25 protein-coding genes are annotated in these 23,352 nt (G+C 63.7%); 4 read left to right on the top strand and 21 right to left on the bottom strand.

Annotated elements, in window-relative coordinates; all coding sequences use genetic code 11:
• The first annotated feature begins 478 nt into the window (after positions 1–478).
• The 3 genes from YUU_RS0124320 to YUU_RS0124330 all read left to right on the top strand — a co-directional run bounded on the left by YUU_RS0124320 (position 479) and on the right by YUU_RS0124330 (position 3,145).
• On the top strand, positions 479–1,594 hold the full coding sequence (locus tag YUU_RS0124320; RefSeq protein ID WP_027524746.1) for a DUF2336 domain-containing protein: 1,116 nt from the start codon (positions 479–481) through the stop codon (positions 1,592–1,594).
• A 210-nt stretch (positions 1,595–1,804) separates the two neighbouring features.
• Positions 1,805–2,206, top strand: a complete 402-nt coding sequence (arsC, locus tag YUU_RS0124325) for an arsenate reductase (glutaredoxin) (protein ID WP_027524747.1) — start codon at positions 1,805–1,807, stop codon at positions 2,204–2,206.
• A gap of 360 nt (positions 2,207–2,566) precedes the next feature.
• Positions 2,567–3,145, top strand: a complete 579-nt coding sequence (locus tag YUU_RS0124330) for a MarR family winged helix-turn-helix transcriptional regulator (protein ID WP_027524748.1) — start codon at positions 2,567–2,569, stop codon at positions 3,143–3,145.
• A 7-nt stretch (positions 3,146–3,152) separates the two neighbouring features.
• Here YUU_RS0124330 and YUU_RS0124335 read toward each other — a convergent pair whose 3' ends face one another.
• A complete protein-coding gene (locus YUU_RS0124335; RefSeq protein WP_027524749.1) occupies positions 3,153–4,112 on the bottom strand; it encodes a hypothetical protein in 960 nt (319 codons plus the stop codon).
• A gap of 824 nt (positions 4,113–4,936) precedes the next feature.
• Between YUU_RS0124335 and YUU_RS0124340 the strand changes: the two genes are divergently transcribed.
• Complete coding sequence (locus YUU_RS0124340) at positions 4,937–5,704, top strand: response regulator transcription factor (RefSeq protein ID WP_027524750.1); 768 nt, start codon at positions 4,937–4,939, stop codon at positions 5,702–5,704.
• A 130-nt stretch (positions 5,705–5,834) separates the two neighbouring features.
• On the opposite strand, the gene YUU_RS0124345 is transcribed toward YUU_RS0124340, so the two are convergent.
• The 20 genes from YUU_RS0124345 to YUU_RS0124440 form a co-directional block, all read right to left on the bottom strand.
• Positions 5,835–6,290: a hypothetical protein gene (locus YUU_RS0124345; protein WP_027524751.1), complete on the bottom strand. Its 456-nt coding sequence runs from the start codon at positions 6,288–6,290 to the stop codon at positions 5,835–5,837.
• Positions 6,287–6,781, bottom strand: coding sequence for a hypothetical protein (locus YUU_RS0124350; protein ID WP_027524752.1), 495 nt, complete (start codon positions 6,779–6,781; stop codon positions 6,287–6,289). Before YUU_RS0124350 ends, YUU_RS0124345 begins: the two co-directional genes overlap by 4 nt.
• A gap of 38 nt (positions 6,782–6,819) precedes the next feature.
• On the bottom strand, positions 6,820–7,305 hold the full coding sequence (locus YUU_RS0124355; protein ID WP_027524753.1) for a rod-binding protein: 486 nt from the start codon (positions 7,303–7,305) through the stop codon (positions 6,820–6,822).
• Positions 7,306–7,318: 13 nt separating this feature from the next.
• Positions 7,319–7,723 carry a hypothetical protein gene (locus YUU_RS0124360; RefSeq protein WP_027524754.1) on the bottom strand — a complete coding sequence of 135 codons (405 nt, stop codon included), beginning with the start codon at positions 7,721–7,723 and terminating at the stop codon, positions 7,319–7,321.
• A 3-nt stretch (positions 7,724–7,726) separates the two neighbouring features.
• A complete protein-coding gene (fliR, locus tag YUU_RS0124365) occupies positions 7,727–8,479 on the bottom strand; it encodes a flagellar biosynthesis protein FliR (RefSeq protein ID WP_027524755.1) in 753 nt (250 codons plus the stop codon).
• Positions 8,476–10,557, bottom strand: a complete 2,082-nt coding sequence (flhA, locus tag YUU_RS0124370; protein WP_027524756.1) for a flagellar biosynthesis protein FlhA — start codon at positions 10,555–10,557, stop codon at positions 8,476–8,478. The genes fliR and flhA overlap by 4 nt, the downstream gene beginning before the upstream one ends.
• Before the next feature lie 75 nt (positions 10,558–10,632).
• Positions 10,633–10,899: a flagellar biosynthesis protein FliQ gene (fliQ, locus tag YUU_RS0124375; protein ID WP_027524757.1), complete on the bottom strand. Its 267-nt coding sequence runs from the start codon at positions 10,897–10,899 to the stop codon at positions 10,633–10,635.
• Positions 10,900–10,902: 3 nt separating this feature from the next.
• Entirely contained in the window at positions 10,903–11,319 is a 417-nt protein-coding gene (flgD, locus tag YUU_RS0124380) for a flagellar hook assembly protein FlgD (RefSeq protein WP_027524758.1), read from the bottom strand.
• 14 nt (positions 11,320–11,333) lie between these two features.
• Positions 11,334–11,744, bottom strand: coding sequence for a flagellar biosynthesis repressor FlbT (gene flbT / locus YUU_RS0124385; protein ID WP_027524759.1), 411 nt, complete (start codon positions 11,742–11,744; stop codon positions 11,334–11,336).
• Positions 11,744–12,088 carry a flagellar biosynthesis regulator FlaF gene (gene flaF / locus YUU_RS0124390; RefSeq protein ID WP_027524760.1) on the bottom strand — a complete coding sequence of 115 codons (345 nt, stop codon included), beginning with the start codon at positions 12,086–12,088 and terminating at the stop codon, positions 11,744–11,746. Before flaF ends, flbT begins: the two co-directional genes overlap by 1 nt.
• A gap of 53 nt (positions 12,089–12,141) precedes the next feature.
• Positions 12,142–13,200, bottom strand: coding sequence for a flagellar hook-associated family protein (locus YUU_RS0124395; RefSeq protein ID WP_027524761.1), 1,059 nt, complete (start codon positions 13,198–13,200; stop codon positions 12,142–12,144).
• Entirely contained in the window at positions 13,197–14,684 is a 1,488-nt protein-coding gene (flgK, locus tag YUU_RS0124400) for a flagellar hook-associated protein FlgK (protein WP_027524762.1), read from the bottom strand. Before flgK ends, YUU_RS0124395 begins: the two co-directional genes overlap by 4 nt.
• A gap of 31 nt (positions 14,685–14,715) precedes the next feature.
• Positions 14,716–15,945 carry a flagellar hook protein FlgE gene (locus tag YUU_RS0124405; RefSeq protein ID WP_027524763.1) on the bottom strand — a complete coding sequence of 410 codons (1,230 nt, stop codon included), beginning with the start codon at positions 15,943–15,945 and terminating at the stop codon, positions 14,716–14,718.
• Between the two features lie 82 nt (positions 15,946–16,027).
• The gene (locus YUU_RS0124410; protein WP_027524764.1) at positions 16,028–16,609 is read right to left on the bottom strand and encodes a transglycosylase SLT domain-containing protein; all 582 of its coding nucleotides are present in this window, start codon (positions 16,607–16,609) and stop codon (positions 16,028–16,030) included.
• A complete protein-coding gene (locus YUU_RS0124415; protein WP_027524765.1) occupies positions 16,560–17,849 on the bottom strand; it encodes a flagellar hook-length control protein FliK in 1,290 nt (429 codons plus the stop codon). The genes YUU_RS0124410 and YUU_RS0124415 overlap by 50 nt, the downstream gene beginning before the upstream one ends.
• Positions 17,846–19,033, bottom strand: coding sequence for a chemotaxis protein (locus YUU_RS0124420; RefSeq protein ID WP_027524766.1), 1,188 nt, complete (start codon positions 19,031–19,033; stop codon positions 17,846–17,848). The genes YUU_RS0124415 and YUU_RS0124420 overlap by 4 nt, the downstream gene beginning before the upstream one ends.
• Positions 19,030–20,319, bottom strand: coding sequence for a MotB family protein (locus YUU_RS0124425; RefSeq protein ID WP_027524767.1), 1,290 nt, complete (start codon positions 20,317–20,319; stop codon positions 19,030–19,032). Before YUU_RS0124425 ends, YUU_RS0124420 begins: the two co-directional genes overlap by 4 nt.
• A 6-nt stretch (positions 20,320–20,325) precedes the next feature.
• Positions 20,326–20,994, bottom strand: a complete 669-nt coding sequence (locus tag YUU_RS0124430; protein ID WP_027524768.1) for a hypothetical protein — start codon at positions 20,992–20,994, stop codon at positions 20,326–20,328.
• Positions 20,991–22,616: a flagellar basal-body MS-ring/collar protein FliF gene (gene fliF / locus YUU_RS0124435; RefSeq protein ID WP_027524769.1), complete on the bottom strand. Its 1,626-nt coding sequence runs from the start codon at positions 22,614–22,616 to the stop codon at positions 20,991–20,993. Before fliF ends, YUU_RS0124430 begins: the two co-directional genes overlap by 4 nt.
• A 310-nt stretch (positions 22,617–22,926) precedes the next feature.
• On the bottom strand, positions 22,927–23,352 hold a 426-nt coding region (locus YUU_RS0124440), incomplete at its 5' end, for a flagellin (protein ID WP_027524770.1).

Consider the following 23,352-nt stretch of genomic DNA (forward strand, 5'->3'; position numbering starts at 1 on the left):
TGGGCGGCGCGACGATGCCAAGTCTCTAAGCGCCTTGCGGTTTTACCCCCACCACATCAGGTATTTGGTATGCCAGCAATGTGGAGCGGTGTCTATCGTGAATTGACGAGCTCTCGCAATCGCCTCGTGGAGGCGGTTCAAATCATTGCGGCCCCTCCGCGCCAACGCTGCCTGGGCCTCTACCGCAGCCCGGCCCACATTTCGTGACGACTATCGAACCTTCGCTTTCCCGAGCTGAGGCGATTCGCCTTATTCGATAAATCAGAATTATTGCAAATATCGATATCTCCCCGCTGCCTGCGCTCGCCGGGGCCCTCCCGGAACCAACTCAAATTTGAGCGATTCCATTGCACCAACGTTAAGTCAGGTTAGAGGCGCGGGCCCGGGCTTTACCGCTCGTTCAAGCATGTGATGGCGAAGTGGCGCTGTTTCCTCGAGTTGTTTTGCTTTGAACATTTTCAAGCCGCGAGTTGCCCCCATGGTCGAAACCACGTCGCTCCTGCTCGATCTGGAAGAGACTGTTGCAAAAGGAAATCCCGAGAGCTGTCTGCGGGCGATGTGGCACGCGACCGATCTCCTGATCGCTGGGACCTATTCCGAAGACCAAATCTGGACTTTCGGCGAGATCATCGGCCGCCTTGCCCAGGAGATCGAAACGACGGCACGTGCGCGGCTGGCGGGAAAACTGGCCGCCAGCAACAATGCGCCCTACAAGCTGACGAGCCAGCTCGCCTCCGACGACTGCATCGACGTGGCCTGGCCTATCCTCAGGCAATCGCAGCGCCTGGACACCGAGACCTTGATCGCTTGTGCCAGGAGCAAGAGCCAGCAGCATCTGCTCGCGATCTCCCAGCGACAGTCTGTTCCAGAGGCAGTGACTGATGTCCTCGTGGTCCGCGGCGGCAACGAGGTCGTCAACTCGGTCGCGGCAAACAAGGGTGCAAGCTTTTCGAATTCCGGCTTCCTGCACCTCGTGCGGCGTTCCGAAGGAGATTCGATCCTCGCTGAATCCGTCGGGCTGCGAAAGGACATCCCCCGGCATCTGTTCCATCAGCTTATCGCCAAAGCTTCCGCAGAAGTGCGTGAGAAGCTCGAGCGCGAGCGGCCCGATATCGCGCCGCAGATTCACCGGGTCGTCGTCGACATCACCGGCGCGGTGCACGCCAGATTCGGCCCGGCTTCCAAGGATTATTTCACCGCCAAGCGGACGGTCGCAAAGCTGCACGAGCGCGGCGAGCTGACCGAAGACAAGGTCTTCGAGTTCGCCCACTCTCTCAAGTTCAACGAAACGGCCGTCGCGCTATCCTTGCTGTGCCCATTGCCCGTCGACATCGTCGAACGCGCATTGATCGAACGGGATCGCGAGCCTGCACTGATCCTGGCCAGATCGCTGAATTTCTGCTGGCCGACCACGATGGCACTTTTGTTCCTCGGGGCACCCAACTATCGCATCACGGCCGGCGAGCTCGAACGGTTGAAGCTCGATTTTCATCGTCTCGACGGCAAGGCCTGCCGAGGAATCATCGCCCTGTACCGATCCCGCAAGGACGAAGCCGGAAGCGGCCCCTTCCAGCGTCCCCGGAACGCGATCTAGCGGTCGTCCCGCGGGCCCTTGATGCAGGGACGTCCTGCGAGAAATCGCCATCGCGTGCTCGCCGACGAACACGTTTTCCGCTATTGGACCGGTGGATCTGCCGGGCTTCATCCTCGCCGGACTTTGCTGCGCGAATGCCGGAGCTTCTGGTGAACCGGCTCCTCGGGCGTACGCCGGTGCGCGGCCCGTCGCAATCGCGGAGACATTACGATGACCGTCACCATCTACCACAATCCCTCTTGCGGCACCTCGCGCAACACGCTCGCGATGATCCGGCAGAGCGGCGCCGAGCCCGTCGTCATCGAATACCTCAAGACACCGCCGACACGCGAACGGCTCAAGGAGCTGGTTGCAGAGATGGGGATTTCGGTCCGCGCTCTACTGCGCGAAAAAGGCACGCCCTATCGGGAGCTCCGCCTCGAAGACCCGAACTGGACCGACGACCAGTTGCTCGATTTCATGATGGCGCATCCCATCCTCATCAACCGTCCGATCGTCGCGACGCCGAAGGGCGCGCGAGTGTGCCGGCCCTCGGAGGCCGTGATCGACCTTTTGGACAAACCCGTCGGACGTTTCGTGAAGGAAGACGGCGAGGTGGTCGAGCCGCGCTAAGCTTCAATCGCATCGCGAACGGCAGCCGCGTCACGCTTGCGGATCCGCGTCGCGATATCGCGATGCGCCCCATGACAATTCGCGCCCCTCGTATTTGTCGTAGATTTTCAGAAGACTTTAGCCGAGCAATTTACTCGAATTTTCGTCCTGATGCCGTAGGTCCCTGCCGGGTTCCATCCGGTTTCGCGAAGCAACATTGCGGCGGCGTGTGGAGCTGTTCACGAGCAGTCTCGCCAGCGCACCGATCACGCGGCGAGCGGCTCCATCAATATCCGGTCTGACTTGGCGAGCCGGCTTGGCGCGCCAGCTTCGCAAGTCAGCCGGGCAAGGCGAACTTTGAATGACGATTTTGGAATGACGATGAATTTGGCACGCGAGTCGATCGAGCTTTTGGGGCAGCTCGCGCGGATTTTTCTGTTTGAAGAGGTCAAGCACGGCTTGCGCGATCGGGAATGGATGGCGCTGCGCTTCCTTGCCCGCGCGAACAGATTTTCGCGGACGCCTTCGGCGCTGGCGAGCCATGTCGGCACGACCCGTGGCACGGCGTCCTACATCATCCAGGAGCTGGAGCAAAAGGGATATCTGGAGAAGACGCGATCGGCCAAGGACAAGCGTTCCGTGACGCTGAGCGTGACGCAGCAGGGCAAGAAGTTTCTGGTACGCGACCCCGTCAATGCCCTGGTGGATGCGATTGCGCTGCTCGACGAGGAGCGCAAGACGAGCTTTCGCGACGCGCTACGTCGCGTACTGGACCAGTCGGATACCGGCCAGCAGCGGCACCGCGCCGACATTTGCCGGGGCTGCATGTTTCTGAGGGAGACGCGTAGCAATCCCGAGAGCGGGACGCCTGCCGAGTTCACCTGCCGCCTGTTCCGCGCCATCATCACGGACGTCGAGACCGAGCTGTTGTGCACGAGCTTCGAGCAGCGCAGGCAATAACGCGGGATCAGGGCGCCGTTTTCCGCGCCGGCAGAACCGCGCCGGCGCTGGTCAGCACGAGCAAACGCCCACTGTCGCTTTTGATCTCCTCGATGCGGCCGAGGCCCGGCACCTGTTGTCCGAGGATGGCCTCGACGACGCCGTTCGGCCCCTGAAGGATCGCGATGCCTTCATAGGCCTGACGAACCGACCAGCCCTTGACCACCTTCTTCGGAGGCGTCGCGTGCTCTGACGGCGACACCGAACCAGTGATCTCGGTGCCAGGGCCTGCCGACGCCACGACCGCCATGGGCTGGCCGGCAGACGCCGTCTGGGAGGCGACGGGAGCCGGCACAGGCGTCTGCGCCTGAGCGAGCTTCTCGAACTTCACGGTCGAAGCCGAGTTGACGCGCTCGATGCGGTCGAGATTCTCGGCGAAGCGACCGAAGCGATCACTCGTGGTCTTGCTCGAGAGATCGACGGCGGTCCGCAAGCCGTCGAGATTCTCCGAGACACCGGAGACCTGACGGCGCAACTGCGCGACCGTCTCGCGCAAATTCCTGATCTCGGCGCTGGTCGCCGCATTGGTCTGGCTCGGCTGCGTGGTCAGATAGGCGATGACGCCGGTGCAGGCGCTGACCACCAGACCAACCGCGATCGCCAGTGTCGCAAGCGGTACCACCCAGGAGGGACGCGGCGCCGGCGGCTTGGAGACGATCACGGCCGGCCGCACCGCGACCGACGCGGGCTTCGGTATCGCCATCTTGTCCAACCGGGCTTTGGCGCGAATACGCTTGAGCCCTTCGAGCGCTTCCTTTGCAACCGCTTCATCCGCCGCAACAGCCGACGCATTCCTGGTGCCCGCCTGAGGCGCGGCAGTGCGTGGCGAAGGGCCCTTACCTTTCGGATCTTGCGCGTCGCGGCGCTGCGTCGCTGCCCCCGACATGTCTGCCGGTCCATTCGGACGAGCCTGTCCATCGGACGACATTCAAAATGCTCCGTCTCGGTTCTTCTCACTGTTCGCGAAGCTAGATCGCCAAGCTTGTCCGAAACCGGCGCGGATGTCCGTTCGTCATGCCGGATACGACGCAACCAAGCGTAGTGCGCCGGCACGACACTCTGCAGTGCGGCATCAAAGCAACAGCGCGATCGCGATTTGCATTTGCGGCGTTTGTCTGGCGCTACCTGAGTCAAATTGGCGCACCCGCCTCAAAGGCTCAGGTGTCGATGCAGGAGTCAAAATCCGCTTCCGAAGCGCGTTTACGCAAGCGCACAAAATGCCCGTGATTTCATGGCGTCGGCGACCGATCGAACCGGAACACGACAGATGTAGTAAGGATGCTTAATCAACTGTTACGTTCTGAAATACCAAGAAGCAACCAGTAAAAACAAATAACATCAAGCCCGCTTACCAAGAGGTTTTTTCCGCGCGCTTGATCGGAATTCGGCAATTGTTACGGTCCTACTCAAGTGATTCTCGCCAGTTGGCGAGGAGAACGACACGGTTCAGCAATGTTCGGACGCAATCCGTAACTCGACGCAGCCGGACCAAATCGTTTCTCATCTGCTTCGCGAGGCCATCGTAAGGCGCTCGCCGAGCCTCACTTCGTAAGCGTTCAGTATCGAGTGGCGTAACAGGCCTGCAGACCGCAGGCGCTGAACGCGAAGGGCTGCCTGCGAACGTCATCACCGAACCACAACAAGCGTTCGCGGGGGAATATCGTCAAACGGCATGGCTGTCGGTTCGGCCTGGGCATCACAAAAGTCTTCCCGGCAGAATCACGGCGAGTGCGAAACAGGGGCGAAAGACTGATGTATATAATCGTTGATGATCGCGAAAGCGTGGCGAACAGCTACATTACAGGGCTCGTTCGTGAAGGCGTTTCGTCGATCGGCTTCTCTTCCGGTGAATTCTGGGACTGGCTGCAATCCGCAAGCGAAGCGGATCTCGAGGCCGTCGACGCCTTCCTCTTGGGGGATGTCGATGCGCGCGGAAGCATTCCGCGCGCGGTACGGAAGCGATCATCGGCTCCGATCATCGCCTTGAGCGGACTGAAGATGCTCAAGAATACGCTGGAGTTGTTCGAGGCCGGGGTCGACGACGTCGTCCACGTTCCTATCCACCTGCGCGAAATCCTCGCCAGGACTGCGGCGATCGCGCGCCGCCGGATGGGCGACAGCCCGCGGCCCTGCGAGACCAGGATCCAGGTCTTCTTCAACGGCCGTGATCCGGAGATCGGCGGCCATGCTCTGACGCTCCCCCGCCGCGAGCTACGCATCCTTGAATACATGGTCGGCAACCACGGCAAATGGATCACGAAGACGCAGATCTTCAATGCGGTCTACGGCATCTTCGAGTCGACCTATGACGAGAGCGTGATCGAGAGCCATGTCAGCAAGCTGCGCAAGAAGCTGCGCGATCGCCTCGGCTTCGATGCCATCGTGGCGCGGCGCTACGTCGGCTACCGGCTCGACATCCCCGTGAGCGAGACCATCGACGAGCCGATCGGGGAACTCCAGGACGTCGGCATCCTCCTCAACCGGTCGCATTCCAGCCCGGCGGCATACTCCGCGAGCTAACAGCTCAAAGCCAGACGAGGTCCCTGCGCACAACGTGCGCGGGGATGACAGTCGCAGCGGCAAACTCCGTCATTGCGAGCGCAGTTGACCTTTCGCTGCTTATGCCAATCCCCGCCGGCAGCTTTTGAAGCTACGGCTTGGGCTGGAATTCCTCGCGCGAGACGTAGTTGAAATCCTCGACCAGGACGTCCTGAATGACGTCGGCCTGCATACGCTCGTTGACGCGCTGCTTGATGGCGGCCGTCAGGATGGACAGGTCGTATCGGGCGAGCTTCCTGAAATCCAGGCGGTCGTCCGCGTAAATCTTTCGGAAGGCTTCATCGATGACGAACGGATCCGGCGGAACGGTGAGCTGATGCATCGTCCGCGCCTCGACCGTGTAGACGAACCGCGCGACGATGTAGCCCTGCACGCTGCCGTTCTCGACCATCGGCACGCTGAGCGCCCGCGTCTTCTGGTACTGCAGGCCGTCGAGATATTCGTCCTTGTGGATCAGGCCGCCGTTCTCTTTCCAATAGGCGACCGCATAGCTTCCGCCCGCGGTGAGGACGCACACCCAGAGTCCGGTGAGGAGCAGCCTGATCATTTGCCCTCCTGCGAAGTTTTGCCGCTATAAGTGCCGTCCGACTCGGCCTCCCTGATCGCCCGCACGATGATCTCAGCCACCTCGCGCACCGCGTCGTAGTGCATCTCGAGGACCGCGCGGTTCTTCTCGAGCTTCCGCCGCAGGTTCTGAATTTCCTCGGTGACCTCGGCCTCCGCGCCGAGGTGGAGCTGCGCGCGCATCAGGCGGACGAATTCCAGCATGCTACGACTCTTGCGCGTGCTGAAATCGTCGAAATCGATCTTCTTGCCCGTCTGGAGTGCGAGCGTCTCCTCCTCGATGACCCTCTCGAGCCGCCGGATGGCCGCGAGCAGGCCACGCACCTCGTCGGACCTGGACGGATCGACCGCCACGGGCGCGGGCTCGGCGCGCACATCCGGCAGATGCACGGGTAGCGCCGCTTCGCCCGCCCCCCCGGTCTCCGTGTCCCACTGCTCCGCCGCCATGCTCGTTGCGCGTTCTTCCGCCTGCATCTCAAGTCACCTTCCCGCTCGTCTCAATCCCACCCAGATCATCCGGCTTTTTCCGACTTGCCATCCGCAGCCGCCGGATGCGCAGATGCAAGCTGCCTCGCAATGCCGATCCCCTTGCCTTGCGCGAGCTGATTGCCGAGCTGCTCCGCCAGCATCGAGCGCCAGATGCCGCCCGCGGTACCCTTGCCGAACAGGTCCTGCGCGTTCTGCGGCAACATCGTCTCGACGAAGACCTGGAGAACGAAAGCCTCGAACTTGCGGTAGACGTCGCCCGAGGACGGAGCCTTGATCACCCGCACCGGTGCGGCCGCATTCGAGGAGTCGAGCGAGGCCTCCGGCGTCTTTGTCGCCACCTGATCGCCGGCGACGCTCGCCGCTCTGGTGGCCTCGGTTTCCATCGTGGCAGCAAAGTCGGCATCCGACGACTTCAGCGCATCGAGCTTCGCGGTGGCCGCACGCTGCGTCACCGGGTCGGCGGCCTCCAGGACGTCGAGGACGACGTCGGGCGTCGGTGTCACGATCATGTATCGGCTCCGGTTAGCTGCTTATGGACGTCCAGTCGCGCGCACCGGAGTGCGCGCCGGCGATCTCCTCGAGGACGCGCATCTCCGCCTCGCGCTGCTTGCTCGCGATCACACCTCTTGCGACCTGCTCTAGATGTTTCACGCGTCGGCTTTGAGCATGGACCTGGCCGAGCTGCTTCTCGGCTTCGGCCTGGACCGCGCGGGCCCCGACGCTGGTTGTCGCAAGACGCCGCGAGATCGAATAGCTCGACGAGCCGGCCGGCAGCTCCGCGTCATTGAGGGCGCCGACCAGATAGACCTCCTCGTCCTGCAAGTGCTGCTCCCGCTGCCTGAGCTGCACGAGCTGCCACTCGGACAGCCGAAGTTGCAGCTTCATCAGCGAGACCAAGCGCGTGAGCCTTTCTGCACGTGACGTCATCGATCATTCCGCCAGAAACGACGTCACGCCGATCATGAACTGCGTCAGGAGCTCATCGCTGATCAGATAGAGCAGCAAGAGCCCGCCGAGCAAAACGAACGGCACCGAGATGAAATAGACCGGGATGGACGGCGTCAGCTTGTTGACCAGGCCGACGGCCAGATTGACGATGACGGAGTAGACGATGAAGGGACTGGTGATCCGCAGCGTCAGCACGAAGGCTTCGGAGAGACGGTTGACGAGCTGCGAAAGCGCGACATCGCCGCCGAGCCTGTCGCCGGGATGCCAGACGTCGTAGGAATTCATGAGCCCTCTGAGTACCTGCCAGTGCTGGTCGGTCATGAAGAACAGCGTGGTCACGGCCGCCATGATCAGCGGGACCAGCGCCGGCGCCGGATCGGTATCGCCGACCGGCGTTCCCGGGATGTTGGAAAGCCCGATCGCGCCCGCCATCGCGGTCGCCATGGTCTGAAGCGCAAGGAAGAACACACGCCCGGCGATGCCGATGATGCTGCCGGTGAACAGCTCCGAACCGATCAGCGAGGCCAGCGTGAGCGGCTGCGCGTCTGTCAGGAGCGGCTTGAGCGTCGCGACCAGGATCGGCGCCAGCGCAAAGGTCGTGACGATCGCGACGAACAGGCGGATCTGAACGGGAATGTTGACGCTGGAAAAGCCGGGCACCAGCATCAGGCAGGCGCCGATGCGACAGAACACGATGAAGGTGGCCAGAACGCTGTCCGCAAGACCGCTGATCACGACACCGCTCCAAGCGCCCTGATCTCGGCGCTGCGCGCCACCTCGACATGCGACAGGATCGGCAGGGTCGGAAACACCCGCTCCAGGATCATGCGGACGTAGGGACGGGCTTCCGGGGTCACCGCCAGCACGACGTTAGTGCCCGTCTCCGTGATCTTCCTGACGGCGGCACTGGCCTCGGTCGCGAATTGCTCGATCAGGCGCGGATCCGCGTCGAACTCGACCACGTCGCCCTTGGCGTCGCGCTTCAGGCTCTGGTGAAATGCGAGGTCCCAGCGATTGCCAAGACGCAGCACGTTGAGCACACCGTTGTCGGAGAGATCGCCGCAGATCTGCTGGGCAAGCCGCATCCGCACATGCTCGGCGACCTGCTCGGAGCGACGCACATGCGGTGCGATCTCGGCGATCGCCTCGAGGATGAGATGGAGGTTCCTGATCGAAACGCGCTCGGCGAGCAGGATCTTCAGGATCGCCAGCAATCCGGAATAGGAGATCTGCGACGGACAGAGATCCTCGACCAGGCGCTTGTACTCGGGATCGAGCCGGTCGAGCAGGCCACGCATGTCCTTGTAAGACAGGAGCTGGGCGAGGTTCGCCCTGAGGACCTCGCTCAGATGCGTGAGCAGTACCGACAGATTGTCGACAGGCTTGCAGCCCTGCCGCTTGACCTCCTCGGTGAAGGCCTCGGTCACCCACAGCGCCTTCATGCCGAAGGCCGGCTCGATCACCTCGTCGCCGGGCACGTCGGGCTTGCCGTCCTTGTCCACCAGCACCATGATCTCGCCGAGCCGCAACTCGCCATGGGCGATGCGCGTGTCGTGGATGCGGATCTGGTAGCCCTTGGGATCGATCGACAGGTTGTCGGTGAGCTTGATCTCCGGGATCACGAAGCCGTACTGCTTGGCGAACTTCTTGCGGATCTTGGCGACGCGATGGGCGAGCTCGCTGCGCGAGCCGAGCAGGTGAACCGAGAGCTGGCTTCCCAGCGAGAGCTCGATCTCCGCGGTCTTCAGCGATTCCTTGACGGATTCCTTGGCCTCCGCCTGGGCCCGCGCGTCGGCCTTGCGCGCCTCCTCCTTGCGCTGCTCGGCCGCCTGGCGCTTGGGCAGCGAATAGCCGACGAAAGCCATGACCCCGCCAAGCAATACGAACGGCGCCAGCGGTAGACCCGGCATGAGTGCGAGAACGAACATCATCAGCGCGGCTGCCGAGACGGCGCGCGGATAGCCGCCGAGCTGCCGCAGCACGGCCTGCTCCGCCGACCCCCTGGTGCCCCCCTTGGAGACCAGGAGGCCCGCCGACAGCGAGACGATCAGAGCCGGCATCTGCGACACCAGACCGTCGCCGACGGACAGCTTGGTGTAGACGTCGGCGGCGCGCGCGAGCGTCAGGCCGTGATGGGTGACACCGATGACGATGCCGCCGAAGATGTTGATCGCGGTGATGATCAGGCCCGCGATAGCGTCGCCCCGCACGAATTTCGAGGCACCGTCCATCGCACCGAAGAACGCGCTTTCTTCCTCGAGCTCGCGGCGCCGGCGCTGCGCCTCCTTGTCATCGATCAGGCCCGCGGACAAATCGGCATCGATCGCCATCTGCTTGCCGGGGATGGCGTCCAGGGTGAAACGGGCGCCGACTTCGGCAATACGGGTCGCGCCCTTGGTGATCACGACGAAGTTTACCGTGACCAGGATCGCGAAGATGATCAGGCCGATGACGAAATCGCCACCCATGACGAACTTGGAGAAGCCGGCGACGACATGGCCGGCGGCCTGCTCGCCCTCCCCGCCCCGCGACAGGATCAGTCGGGTGGTCGCGATGTTCAGCGCCAGCCGCAGGATCGTCGCGATCAGGAGCACGGTCGGGAATGCGGAGAAGTCGAGCGGCCGCTGGATCCACAGCGCGACCATCAGGATCAACGCCGAAAGCGCGATCGAGAACGCAAGGCCGAGATCGATCAGCATCGGCGGGATCGGCAGGAACAGGATCGTAAGCATGACCACGATGCCGCCCGCGAAGAAGGCGTCCGCGCCAAGTCGTCGCGGGTTCGGCAGGCTCGCAGTCAACGTATCGGCCATGGGTCACCGGCAGGAGAAATCCGCCGTGCAATCTGCCGCGCAAAGCTTACGCGAGGATGGTGGGGCCGCGGCTGGTCAGAATCCGTGCTCGATGTGCGAATAGACCATCTCGGTGAAGGTGGAGAGATGTGCGCCGATGAAGGAGCCGGACACGGCCACGACGAGCAGGATCACGATGATCTTCGGAACGAAGGTCAGCGTCACCTCCTGAACCTGGGTCAGGGCCTGGACGAGAGCAATGATCGTGCCGACCAGCATCGCCGCGCCGACCGCGGGCCCCGAGGCGATGATGATCGTCCAGATCGCCTGCTGAACGATGTCGAGGGCGTCCCTCTCGTTCATGGGCTAGCTGATGGTGAGCCCGGCGCCGACCGGGATCCGCGTGCCGTTCTCGAGCGTGGCGACGGCGCCGTCGGTGTTGATGGAGACCGAGGCGATCTTGCCGCTCACGGTCGTTCCACTGCTATCGGTATAGCTCGCCGTGTGCCCGATCAGCCCGTCGGCCTGGGACAGCGCCGAGGAGGAGAGCAGCGCATCGAGCTTCGAATTGGTCTGCATGGCCTGCTCGACCGTCGAGAGCTGCGCGAACTGGCTCATATATTGCGATGTATCCATCGGATTGGTCGGATCCTGGTTCTTCATCTCGGCGATGAGGAGCTGCAGGAAGGTGTTGTAGTCGACCGTGTTGGTTGCCGTCGTCGTGGTGGTTCCGGTCGAGGTCGACTGCGTGCTGGTCGCGTCGGTGGCGCTGGTGACGTTCATGTCTCTCTCCGCTGTCAGGCCGCCTCGAAGGGGGCGTTGGTCGCAGGGCCGGCCAGGATCGCCTGCTCCACCGGAAACAGCGCCCTTATCCGCTTCAAGGCCTCGTAGTAACGGCTCGTCCCGACCTGTTCGTCGATCACGGCGAGGCCCTCCAGCATCTGCTGGTTCTCGCAGACCGCCAGCAGGGCGGCGTGGTGCTGGGCGTAGAGCGCGGCGGCATCGGCGACGCCGGTCGGATTCATCAGCATGTGCTGGACGATGAAATAGAGCTGGCGCAGCGCCGTCGTGGCGTCAGCCGCCTGCATGACCTGACCTTCCAGAAGGAACATCACGTCATTGACGAGCTCGAGCGAGACCTTGCGGTCCACGCGCAGCACCGCCCCGTTGACGTAGATCCGCTCGCCCGCCCGCAAGGATATCTTCATCAGAGCGCGTCCCGGATCACGCGATTGATCTCGACGAGCTGCGCCACGTCGTTCGATTTCTCCGCGCGCAGACGATCGGCTTCCTTGACGACCCACAGGCCGATCGAGATGATGTCGGCGCGGAGCTGCTCGGGCAAGCCGTTCTCCGGATGCGAGAGATCCTCGATGAAGATCGCCCACAGGCGGCGGACATAGAGCAGGGTTTCGACCAGGTCCTCGGCGCTGAAATGACCCTTGCCGAGCCGCTCCATGCGGTCGATGCCGAGCGTCAGGGCCATCCGTTCGCGGCTCCGCGCCTCGAGGCTACTGTCTTCCACCACCGCTTCATAAGCTTCAAAAGTCATCTGAACCACTTTGCGCAGGAAACCGAACGACGGGACAACGACGACACTGCGGCTCAGAGATAGTTGATGAGGCTGATCTTCTGCATCCGCGAGGTGAGCGCGAGTGCCGTCTCGATCTGGTTTTGTAACGTGTTGATGCGGACCGAGGCTTCGGTCGGATCGACTTTCTCCATGTCGACGACCTGCTGGTTGAGGATGTCGTGCTGGATCTTCAGCTTGTCGGTCGCGGTCGAGATCTGCTGCTGGACCGAGCCGATCGTGCCGCCGAGCACAGCGAGGTTGTCGATCGCGCCGCCGACGAGACCGATGGCCTTGTTGACGACGGTCTGGAACGTCGCCTGGTTCAGGTTCGCGTTGCCGAGATCGCTGAGCATGGTGTAGGCCTCGGCGAGCTGGCGGAAGCCCTGCTGGTTGGCACTGACGGACGTATTGACGATCTGGGTCGTCGAGATGCGGCTGCTCAGCGTCTGGTTGGTGGCCGACGACCAGTTGTTGTTCCAGGCGGGACTCTGGAACTCCGCATCGAAGGTGGTGTTGAGGAAGTTCTGCATCTGGGCAGGCGTAATACCACTCACGCCAGCCGCGCTCTGCGTGAAGCCGAAGCCAGTGGGCGGCGCTGCCAGGAAATCAGCGTCGACCTGGTTCTTGCTGGTCGAGCCCGGCGCATAATTCGTGATTGGCGCATTCTGCGTGTTCAGACCGCCGAACAGATATGAGCCATTGTAGGACGCGTTGAGCACGCCGATGAGGTCCTGCAGATTGGCGGAGGCGCTCGGCAGGGTCATCTGGGCGCCGTTGGGGACGTCGCGCGCGGTGATCAGGCTCTTGAGGAAATCCTGGGCGGTCGAGACAAGCTGCGTGATCCGGTTCTGGGTCACGTCCAGGCGGCCCGAGACCAGTCCGTTGGTATCCACGATCTGGTCGATGAAGTCCATGTCCGCTCGCAGCGCCACGTCGCGCCCGGTGGACACGCCGAGCTGGAGGCCGACATCGGCAAACCGGCCGGTGGTCGCCTCCTTGGAAGCGTTGCTCAGCGCGCTCTGGTTGTTCGTGATCGAGGACCTCAATGACGAGGAAAGCATCAAGGTCGAGATATAGTTCGCGCTCATCATGATGATGTCCCCACGGCGGCCAGCAGGCTGCTCAACATGTTGTCGACGGTCGAGATCAGCTTCGACGACGCCGAGTAAGTGCGCTCGACCTGGAGCATGAGCGACATCTCGTCGTCCATGTTGACGCCATTGACGTTCGAGAGCGCCGAGTTGCTGCGGTCGAGCAGCGTGTTCTGATACTGGACGCCGTTGTCAGCGGTCTTGCGCTGGTTTTCGATCCAGCTCGCGGACGACGAGGCGAAATCGATTACGCCGGCGCTCGGCTTGCCCTGCGCGACCGGGTCGAACGGCTGCGCCGCATCCATATTGCTGATGAGCTGTTGCAGACGCGTCGAGAAGCCGGCATTGCCGGCCGTATTGTAGCTGTAAGCGGGGTTGCCGCTAATCGCGCCGTCGCGCAGCAGGTTGGGGTTTCCGCTGGGAGTGGCATTCGGATCGACGGAAGCCGCAATGGTGATGGTGCCGGCGAGACCGACCAAGACGGTCGCGCTCGCGGGCATCGTCGGCGCGCCGGGATAGGTGAAGAGACCAGGCACGTTCGGCAGTGCGGCGCCGGTCTGATCGGTCTCCTGGAAGGCACTGATCAGGCCGCGCGCGATTTCATCGAGCTGGTCCTGGTAGGTGACCGCCGCGTTGTCGCGCAATTGAGCGAGGCCGGCGAGCTTGCCCGTCTTGATCGGCATGACGGAATTGGCGCCGGTCACTGGCACACCGTCGATGTAGACGGCGTTGCCGGTCGTGCCAGGCGTGTAGGCGTTGGTCGGCGCGAAACTTACCGTCCGCGCCACCTTGTCGAACAGCACGACACCGCTATCGGTGTAGAGCGCCGCATCGCCATTGGCGCGGATCGACATGGAGACGCCGACCTCCTGCGACATTTTCGAGACGATGCTATCGCGCTGGTCGAGATAGTCGGTCACATCATCACCGGCGATCGTGCCTTTCACGATCGCCGTATTGACGGTGTCGAACTGGGTGAGGAGCTGATTGATGTTGGCGACCGAGGTCGCCATATCGGCATCGGCACCCTCTCGAATCGACTGCACGGTGTTCGTCGCGTCGTTGAGCGCGGTCGCCATGTCCTTGGCCGAGGAGACCGCAGCCTGCGCCAGCGTCGTATTGTCGGGGGCGTTGGCGAATTGCTGGAGCGCCTGCTTCAGCTTGTTGAGCTCAGCGGTCGGCGACTGATTCAGCTCCGGATCATCCACCGTGGACGCCGCGATCTTCTGGAGGCCATCATAGAGCGCACTTTGCCCGGCGGACGCCGACGTCGCGGTCAGGACGTTGGTGAACAGGCCGACGCTCGCGGCGCGCTGGATCGCGGCAACATAGACGCCCGCACCGGGCAACGTGTCCAGCACGGCGATCTTGCGCGAATAGCCGGCCTGGCTGGCGGCAGCGATATTGCGCGAGATGACCGACGACTGGACGCCCGTCGCCATGAGTGAGGAGCGGGCATTGTCGAGAGCGGCAGTGAGGGACATGACTTGCTCTTTGGCTTGCTCGCGGCCGGGATCAGCGCTTCAGGTTGACGACGACGTCCAGAAGGTCCGCGCCGGTCTGGAACGATTTCGAGTTCGCGGTGAAGCCGCGCTGCGCCTCGATCATCGAGGTCAGCTCGTCGGCGAGATCGACGTTGGATTCCTCCAGCGCGCCGGACTGGATGGTGCCGAGCCCGCCCGTGCCGGCGCTCCCGATCTGCAGGTTTCCGGAGTTGAGGCTCACCGAGTAGACGTTGCCGACCTCGGGCGTGAGGTTGTCGGGGCTCGGGACATCGGCGAGCGGCAACGTATAGATCTGTATCTGCGTCCCATTTTGAAGGATCGCATTCACCGCACCCTTGCTATCGATATCCACCTTCTCGACGGCGGATGGAGCGTTGCCGTTGACTGTGGCCTTGAAATTGAAGCTCGATGCCACCTGGGTCATGGCCGTTAGGTCGACGGTAAAGGCCGAGCCACCGGGAACAGTCACCGTGAGTGACGTTGGTGGACCGACCAGTGCGCCCTTACCAGCCGCAGTCGTATCGAAGTTGAAAGTGCCGAGACCACCCGCGAGCGCGGTGTTCGTCGCTGAATCGTAGACCTGGACCTGCCAGGTATCCAGACCAGCAGTCGTTGCGGTCCTGCTCATGTAGACGTCGAGCGTCACCGGCCTGCCGATGTTGTCGTATGCCACGATTGAGCTCTTCGCGGAGTAGGAAGCCGGAGTGGGTGGACCGGCGATGACGGCCGCGCTCGGGTCCAGATTGCCGGTGACGGTCGCCAGGGTCGAAGGCGTGGCCTGAAGCGTTGCCAGATTGACGTTGACGATCTGCATGCCGGCGGTGCTGTTCGAGGAGATATTGGATACAGCACCAGGGTAACCCAGAAGGTAGAAGCCAGCCGCATTGACCAGATTGCCCTGGCTGTCCGGCACGAACGAGCCAGCTCGCGTAAGGTACTGCTGTGTGTTGGTGGCGTCCGACACCATGAAGAACCCGTTACCCTGGACGGCGAGGTCGGTCGTCGACGTCGTGAACTGTTCATGTCCGGCATCCGTGATCGCGTAGCGGACATGCGTCTCGACCGCGCCAGAATCGTAATTGCCGGTGCCGCTCTTCAGGATCAGCGAGGAAAATTCGGTCTCAGCCCGCTTGTAGCCCGTGGTGTTGACGTTCGCGATGTTGTCCGAAACCGTCGACAGCTTGTTGGACTGCGCGCTCATGCCGGACACGCCGGTGCGCATTACGCCATACAGGCTCATGGATTGGGCTCCTTTGGTATATTGGGCTTACAATGACCGTGCTTGCTTGCGCGGGGCTGGCCGTAGATCGCACGCATCGTCGTCACGCCGCTTCCTTCTGACAGAAGGCGCGCGCCTTGTCGGTCCAGGCACCGAACCCGCTAGCGACGAGATGAGCAACGATGTGGCAGACGTAGCGTTTCTGCGCGGGCTGATTGTTGGGACCCGCATTGTAGCGGGCGACCGCCATGGTCCAGCTTCCCTCGCGCTGCTTCAGTTCCTTGAGGAAGCGCGCGGCGTAGTCGACATTGCTGGCGGGATCGAACATCGCCCGCACGGAAGCAAACTTGTCACCGTGATAGTAATGGTTGATCTGCATGCAGCCGAGATCGATCAGCTTGACGCCCCGATGTCGCATCGCCTCGAAATTCGCCATCGCGTCGTCGAGGTCCTTGGCAAACACCGTCTGGCCTTCGGCGCCGAGAGCGTAAGGGTAGAGCGCACCACGGCGGCCGGTTTCGGTGAGACCAACCGCATACAGGATGCCGAGCGGAATGCCGTGCGCTTGCGCCGCGCGCACCATCTCGCGCTCGCAAGGGCGCGAGCCGTCCGCGCCCGCGGCGGCGGCGGTCGCACTAAAGATAAACAGGGCCGCGACGAGTGCGCTGGGCCACGTCCTGCTCATGACGCGTCTCCTGGTTGGGCTGGCGCTCGTCCCTCGCTTGCCGCGCTCCGCCGTCGGACTGGCCGGACGATGCGTTCGAGCCATCGAACGCTCCTTGCGCGTTCTGCGATTGTGGCTGGCCGGAGAGCGAGGGCTGTGGCTGGCCTGAGCCTGCCTGAAATCCATCCAGCGCGCCGTGCTGGACCGGCGCGACCTCGGCGACATAACCCGCCGACTGCATGAGCTCGCGGATCGAGTCGCGCTGCTGGTCGAGCATCTGGCTGGTGTCCTTGCGGTCGGCCGCAAGATGAACGGAGACGGACTCGCCGACCAGGCGAAGCCGCACGGTGACATTGCCGAGCGCGGGCGGCTCGAGGCTGATGGTCAGGATTTTCAGCGGCTGATCGGGTGCATTGCCTTGGACTGAAGTGAGATCGGGTGCGGCGGATGACGCCGGCGCAGCGGCGTTCTCTAATTCAGTGACGACAGCATTCGCCACCTGCTGAGGCGCGCTAAACTGCGCGACGGGTGGAAGATGGGTCTCTTGCTGGACGACAGTCACCTTTGCCGCTTCCGGTAGCGCATCGCGAGCGGACACCTTCGCGGCGCGCTCGACATTCGCCGTGACGGCTTCGAAACCAGATGCTCCAGGCATCGCCTTTGGCGCAGGCGCATTGCCTTGCGGCACTGTCGCAACCTGCGGAGGGGCAACTTGCGTTCGCGGTCTGGTTTCGGCGATGTCAACTGTTTGCACGTTCGCAACGCTTGCAGCCGATAGCTCACGTCCGCCAAGAGATCGCTCCGATCGCGCGGGCGCATCCTTCTTGTCGCCCGAGAGTGATTGCGCCTGCGGCTTGATGACCGCCACGGCGGCAAGCTCCGGCCCGACCATCGTGGGGAGGCTCAAGCGGCTCTGGACCTCCGCCTTCGGTGCGAGATCGAGCGGATCGTGCTTGCCGGTAGCTTGCGGCTCTTCGGCCGAAGAGGTCCGGTCGTCGAGCGACTCGTCTTTCGGTTCGTCGCGCTCGGTCAATTGCGCGAGGTGCGTGCGCAGTGCCGCCGACTTCACGGCCGCTTCATTTCCGGAATCGTTCAAGGCCCGTTTTGCGAGGTTCGACACCGTGTGAAGCAGATCATGAAACGCGGAGTCCGCGGCGCCCTGCCCGGTCGGGTTCTTTCCGGAGCGGACCGTTCCTCGCGCGCTGATGCTTTCGGCGACGGCAGAGAAGAGCTGTCCAGAAGTGCCGTTGAGCTTGGTCATGGGCGGCGGTCCTTGGTCAGAAGCTCCAGCTCCTCGAGCTGCTTTTGCGCGCGCGCAAGGGTCGCAGCCGATGACGCCAGGTCCAGACGCGCCGGCGTGGGCGGCGGCTTGTCGGCGGCTATCGCGGACGGCGGGCCAGAGATCGGCTTGCGAAGGTCAAGCGCGAGCTGGATGTTGGCATTGAGAAGAGACGCCTCGCGCTCCGGCAGCTTCGACCTGTCGGTCGCCTTCAGTTCAGTGAGGCCGCCTTCATAGTCACCAGTGAGCACCCGGGCGCTCCCCCGGAACAGATGCGCCCGCTCGCGATCCACGCTCCCGTCGGCGCTCAGCGACAGCGCCTGCTCGCCTGCGAGTCGCACCACGGCAAGCCGCCCGCGGACCAGCGCACTCTTGGCGATCACCAGATAGAGCTTGAGACGGTTCCCGCGGTCGATCTGGTCGAGCAATGCCGTGGTCCGCGAAAAGCGGTGTTCGTCGAGCGCGAGGCTCGAACGCGTCAAGGCCGAGGAAAACCGCTGCCAGAAATCGCCGGAATAGACCGAGTTGCGATAGTGCCGGATATAGGCCTGCGTCAGGAACTCGAACTTGTCGAAATCCTCCGCCTGCCCGACCAGCACAATCTCACGCCGCAGCGCCGCCTCTTCCACGAGCGTGCCCGGCAGAAGCAGCCGCGCGTCGTCCAGCCGCTCGATCGCGACCGATGCATCGGAGCTTGCGAGCAGCGCGCCCTGCACCAGTGCGATCTGTCCGCTCATGCTCGACGGGATCGAGCGCGGCTTGACGTCCTTCAAAAGCTCGCGCGCTTCGTCCTGGCGGCCCTCGACATAGGCGAGCGCGCCATTGAACAGCCGCTCGTCGACATTAATCCGTTCGCGCGGAAGCTTGCGCACGACCTGTGGCGCGCCGCCGCTGAGCATATAGACGACGATGGCCTGGCCGTTCTGCGGGCTGCTCCACACGCCTGGATCGGCGGCAAGGAATTTCTCGCCGACCTGCCGGATCAGCGCGAGATGACCGCTTTGCGCGGCGGCATCGCCGCTGGCGATGCCGTCCTGCACGGCTTGCAACGAACGGACCAGCGCATATGGCTCTTCCGTCGAGGGCGCTGGCTCCGGCGCTGCGGCGAGCGCGTTCGCCGCAGCGAACGGCAGCAAAAGCAGCGCGAAAGCTCTCGGGCCGATCACGGGCGCTTCTCCCGGATCAAAATCTCGATCCGGCGGTTTTGTGCCGCCGCCGGATCGTTCGTGAGCTTCGGGCGGCGGTCGGCATAACCCTCGACATGCTCGATCCGCTGCGCATCGACGCCCGCGCGGACCAGCATGTAATAGGCCATCTGGGCGCGCGCGGTCGAAAGCCGCCAGTTGTCGTAGGTATCCGACCGGTAAGGCCGGTTGTCAGTATGGCCGCGCACGATGATCGTGCCCGGTCGTTTGGTCAGCAGCGGCCCGATCTTGTCGATGACGCGGATCAGTTCGGGGCGCGGCTCGGCGGAGCCGACCGCGAACATGCCAAAACTCGCATCGTCGGTCAGGCTGACGAGCAGCCCCTCCTCGACCTGGCGCACCTCCGCCACCGGCCCGGCGCCGGCCTTGATGTCCGAGAGCACGTCGGTGATCGCGGCTTGCAACTGCTTGACCGTCGGCTGCTGCGCCTGTGCCGCGTCGCGCGGCTCGGTGTCCTTTGCGGCAGAATTCGCCTGCACGTTGGCCTGAGCATCGACTTGCGCTTTGCCATCACGGCCAGCCTGCGTAGGCGCAGGAGCGGGCGGCAGCAGAGGCGACATGCCGGCGGACGGCGCTTGCGCATCGGCCGTGGCGCCGGCGTCATCAGCCTTGCTTCGACGCGCAGGCTCGCCCTGGTCCGCGGCGGCAGGATTGTTGCGCGCGGCAGGATTTGGGGTGGGCTCGGTCTCGCTCGCCGGTCCGTCCTTCGCCGTTTGCGGGGCGAACTTCCAGAAGCCGGGATCGAAGGGGTCGCGATAGGCCTCGCCGCCCTTCAGGCCCTCTTCCTCCGCGGAGGCGAGCGCCCCGACGCGCCGCTGCCCCGCCGCCTGGCTCGAGCCGGCCGCGATCTCCGCGAGCGTCGCGTAAGGGTCGCGAAACAGCACCTTCTCCTCGTAGAATGGCGGCTTTTCGGCCGTGGGCGAGTCGCCATGGCGCTCCTCGCTCGTGCCCGCCGGCTTGCGCTTGCCTTCCTGGCCCTCGGACGCGGCAGGGTCCTTCTTGCGGGGATCCTTGAGACCCTTCGGCGCCGGCGCGTTCTCGGCGAGCTCGATCGGATTGAAGTAGCTCGCCACGATCTGGCGCTGGTCCTGGTTGAGTGCGTTGAGCAGCCACATCACCAGGAAGAACGCCATCATCGCGGTCATGAAGTCCGCATAGGCGATCTTCCAGACGCCGCCTTTGGCCGGCGCATCGTCGAACGCGCTGCGGCGGCGGATGATTACGAGCTCGGGCTGGACGTCGCTCATGGCGGATTACCGTCGCGCATCCTTCAGTCGCTCGATCCACGGGGAGATCTGCGTCTCGATCACCGTCTGGTCGGCGACGACGCGGATTTCGAAGCTGTCGGCGACCTGATATTCGATGCCGGTCCGCCGCGCCGTGTCGAGCTGAGTCTTGACCAGCTCGAGCAGGTCGCTCGGCCCCGTGATCTTGAACACCGGCACGGGCGACTGGCAGGTCAGCGTCGATATCTGCTCAACCAGGGCCGCAACCGCCTTGTCGCGGACTGCATCGACGAGAAACGGCTGCAGGATGCGGGCCACCGAGCTTGCGACATTGGTTTCGAGCTCACGGCAAGCGGCGGTGAAGCCGTTCACGATCGCAACGGCCTGCTGATCGGACCATTTGGCCCGCTCTTCGCCGAGCCTGATCGCGCCGCGCACGCGCTCTTCCGCAAGCTTGGCATCTCCTTCCGCAACGCCAGCGGCGTAGCCGCGCCGATAGGCATCGTCGAGGAGATTGACCGGCGGCGTCTCAACCTTCGGCGCGGCGGGTTGAGGCTGGGATTGAAGCTGAGGCGGCGGCTCGCGCCTGACCTCCTTCGGCTTCGCCGCCGGCTCCGGCAGCTTCGGTTTCTCGCCTGGCCTCGCCCGTCCATTGGCGTCGAACTGCGTGAGCAGCTTTCCGATTGCCGCGTTCATGCCGCCTCCTCCCGACGCATCCACTCTTTGAGAATCGCAGCCGCCTGTGTCTGGTCGAGCCGCACGATCTGCTCAAGCCGCTTCTGCGGCGTGCGCTGCATCTTGCCTTCGAGGTCCTCGACCAGGTTGAGCTCCGCCTCCTCGTTCTCAGGCAGCGCCAGGGCTGCAGCCTCGAGCTGGGCGGCCGCCTCTGCGGCCTCGACCTGCTCTTGCTGCGCGCGATGAGTGAGGATGCCGTTGACCGCCGGACGAAGACCGAACCAGACCAGCATCGAGGCGACAGCCAGGATAGTGACCGCGTTGATGAAGCTTCCCATCTGCCGGTTCAGCATCTCGACGAAGCCGATCGGCGGCACCGGCGCGAGCTCACGCGAGCCCTCGACGAAGTCGACGGCCGTCACCTGGATCTGGTCGCCGCGCTGCTTGTCCAGCCCGCCGGCGGTGGCAGCGAGCTGGCTGATCTCGGCGATCTTGCTGTCGACGATGGCCTGATTGGTCTTGTCGCCGAGATCGGCAACCAGCCGCGCGCGGTTGATCAGGACCGCGATGAACAGCTTTTTCACGGAATAACCGTCGCTGACCGTCGTCGTTGTCTTGGATGACACCTCGAAATTGGTGACGTCCTCGCGGCGATTCTTCTCCTCATTGGAGTTCTTGGTGCCGCCGGCATTGACCTGCTGGTCCGGAAGATTCTGCTGCACCGTGGTCGGCGTCGAGCGATCCGCGTTCTGTGACGTCTCCTTCTCGCGAACGTTCCGCACCGAACGCTCGGCGCGCGCTTCCGGATCATAGACGGTCTCGTTGATCTGCCGCTTGTCGGTCGAGAGCTGCGGGGCGACGCTGACCTCGAAATTATCCAGGCCCAGATACGGCGTCAGCGCCTTGCGGATGTTCTCCTGCACCATCCCGCCAACCATCTTCTGGAGGCTTGCCATCTTGGTCGGCGCAGCGCTCGCCTCGTCCTCCTCGGCGAGCAGCATCGTGCCGTCGGCATCCAGCACCGTCACCTTGTCGCGCGTCATGCCGGGAATAGCGGCGGCAACGAGTTGGCGGATCGATTGCGCCGTGCGCGCCTCGATCGCGCCGTCGGTGCGCAGCACGACGGACGCGGACGGAGGCTGCTGCGTGGCGCGGAACGAGCCGCGCACGGGAAGGACGATGTGGACCCGCGCCGCCTTCACGCCCTTCATGAGCTGGACGGTGCGCGCGATCTCGCCTTCGAGCGCGCGCAGTTTTGTGACCTCCTGCATGAAGGAGGTCAGGCCGAGCGAGCCGATCTTGTCGAACAGCTCGTAGCCGGAATTGGCGCTGGTTGGCAGCCCCTTCTCGGCGAGCAGCATGCGCGCCTGCATGGTCTGGCTCGGGCGAACCGAGACGGCATCTCCCGCCGCATTGACGTCGAAGGCGATGTTCTTCTCGCGCAGCGCGGCGCCGATCCGCGTCACGTCCTCGCGCGTCAGGCCGGTATAGAGGGTCTCGAATTCAGGCCGGCTCAGATAATAGGCGCCGCCCACGACGGTAACGAGAACGGCAAAACCGATCAGCCCCAATGCCATCAGGCGTCGCGGGCCAAGCTCCAGCAGATTGTTGAGCAGCTGCTGCACCTGCGCGCGACTGAGCATATGACCTCGTACCAATGCGAACGCAAAGGACACTCCGCTGCCAACCTTGTCTGAAGGTTGCGCAAGGACACCAATGTGTCAGTTCGCAGGCGAGGCGTTGCAATTTTACAAGGAGATCGGAGGCTGACGAACGAACTAGACCGGGCACGATCGCGCTGGCGATGCAAGATCGCGGCGCGTCGGCGCGCGCCGGTGATCGATAGGGAAACGTTCGGAATGAATTAGGCGGTATACGGGACGCCGCCCCGGTCGTCGCTTAGGACGAGGACCGTGCTCCCTCGGGGAGCACGGTCGTTTTCGAAAGCGCCGCTTAGCCGCGGAACAGCGACAGGATGCTCTGGCTGTTCTGGTTGGCGATCGAGAGCGCCTGAACGCCGAGCTGCTGCTGGGTCTGCAGGGCCTGGAGGCGGGTCGATTCCGCGTTCATGTCGGCGTCGACGAGCTGGCCGACACCGCGATCCACGGAGTCCATCAGCGACTTCACGAAGTCCGTGTTGGTCGAGATGCGGTTCTTGACGGCACCGAGATTGGCGGCGGCCGAGGCCACCGAGTTGATCGCAGCGGTGACCTGCGCGATGTAGCCATCGAGCGTGGCCTGGTCGGTCGCCGCATCGGTCAGCGTGCCGATGGTCATGTTGGCGACCGACACACTCGAGGTCTGCGCGTCGAGAATGCCGGTCGGACTTGCGCCGCCGGTGGTGAAGAGCGCGTAGTTGGCGGTCGTCACGGTGATGGA

It is taken from the genome of Bradyrhizobium sp. Ec3.3, from assembly GCF_000472925.1.
In the GTDB taxonomy this organism is placed as follows: domain Bacteria; phylum Pseudomonadota; class Alphaproteobacteria; order Rhizobiales; family Xanthobacteraceae; genus Bradyrhizobium.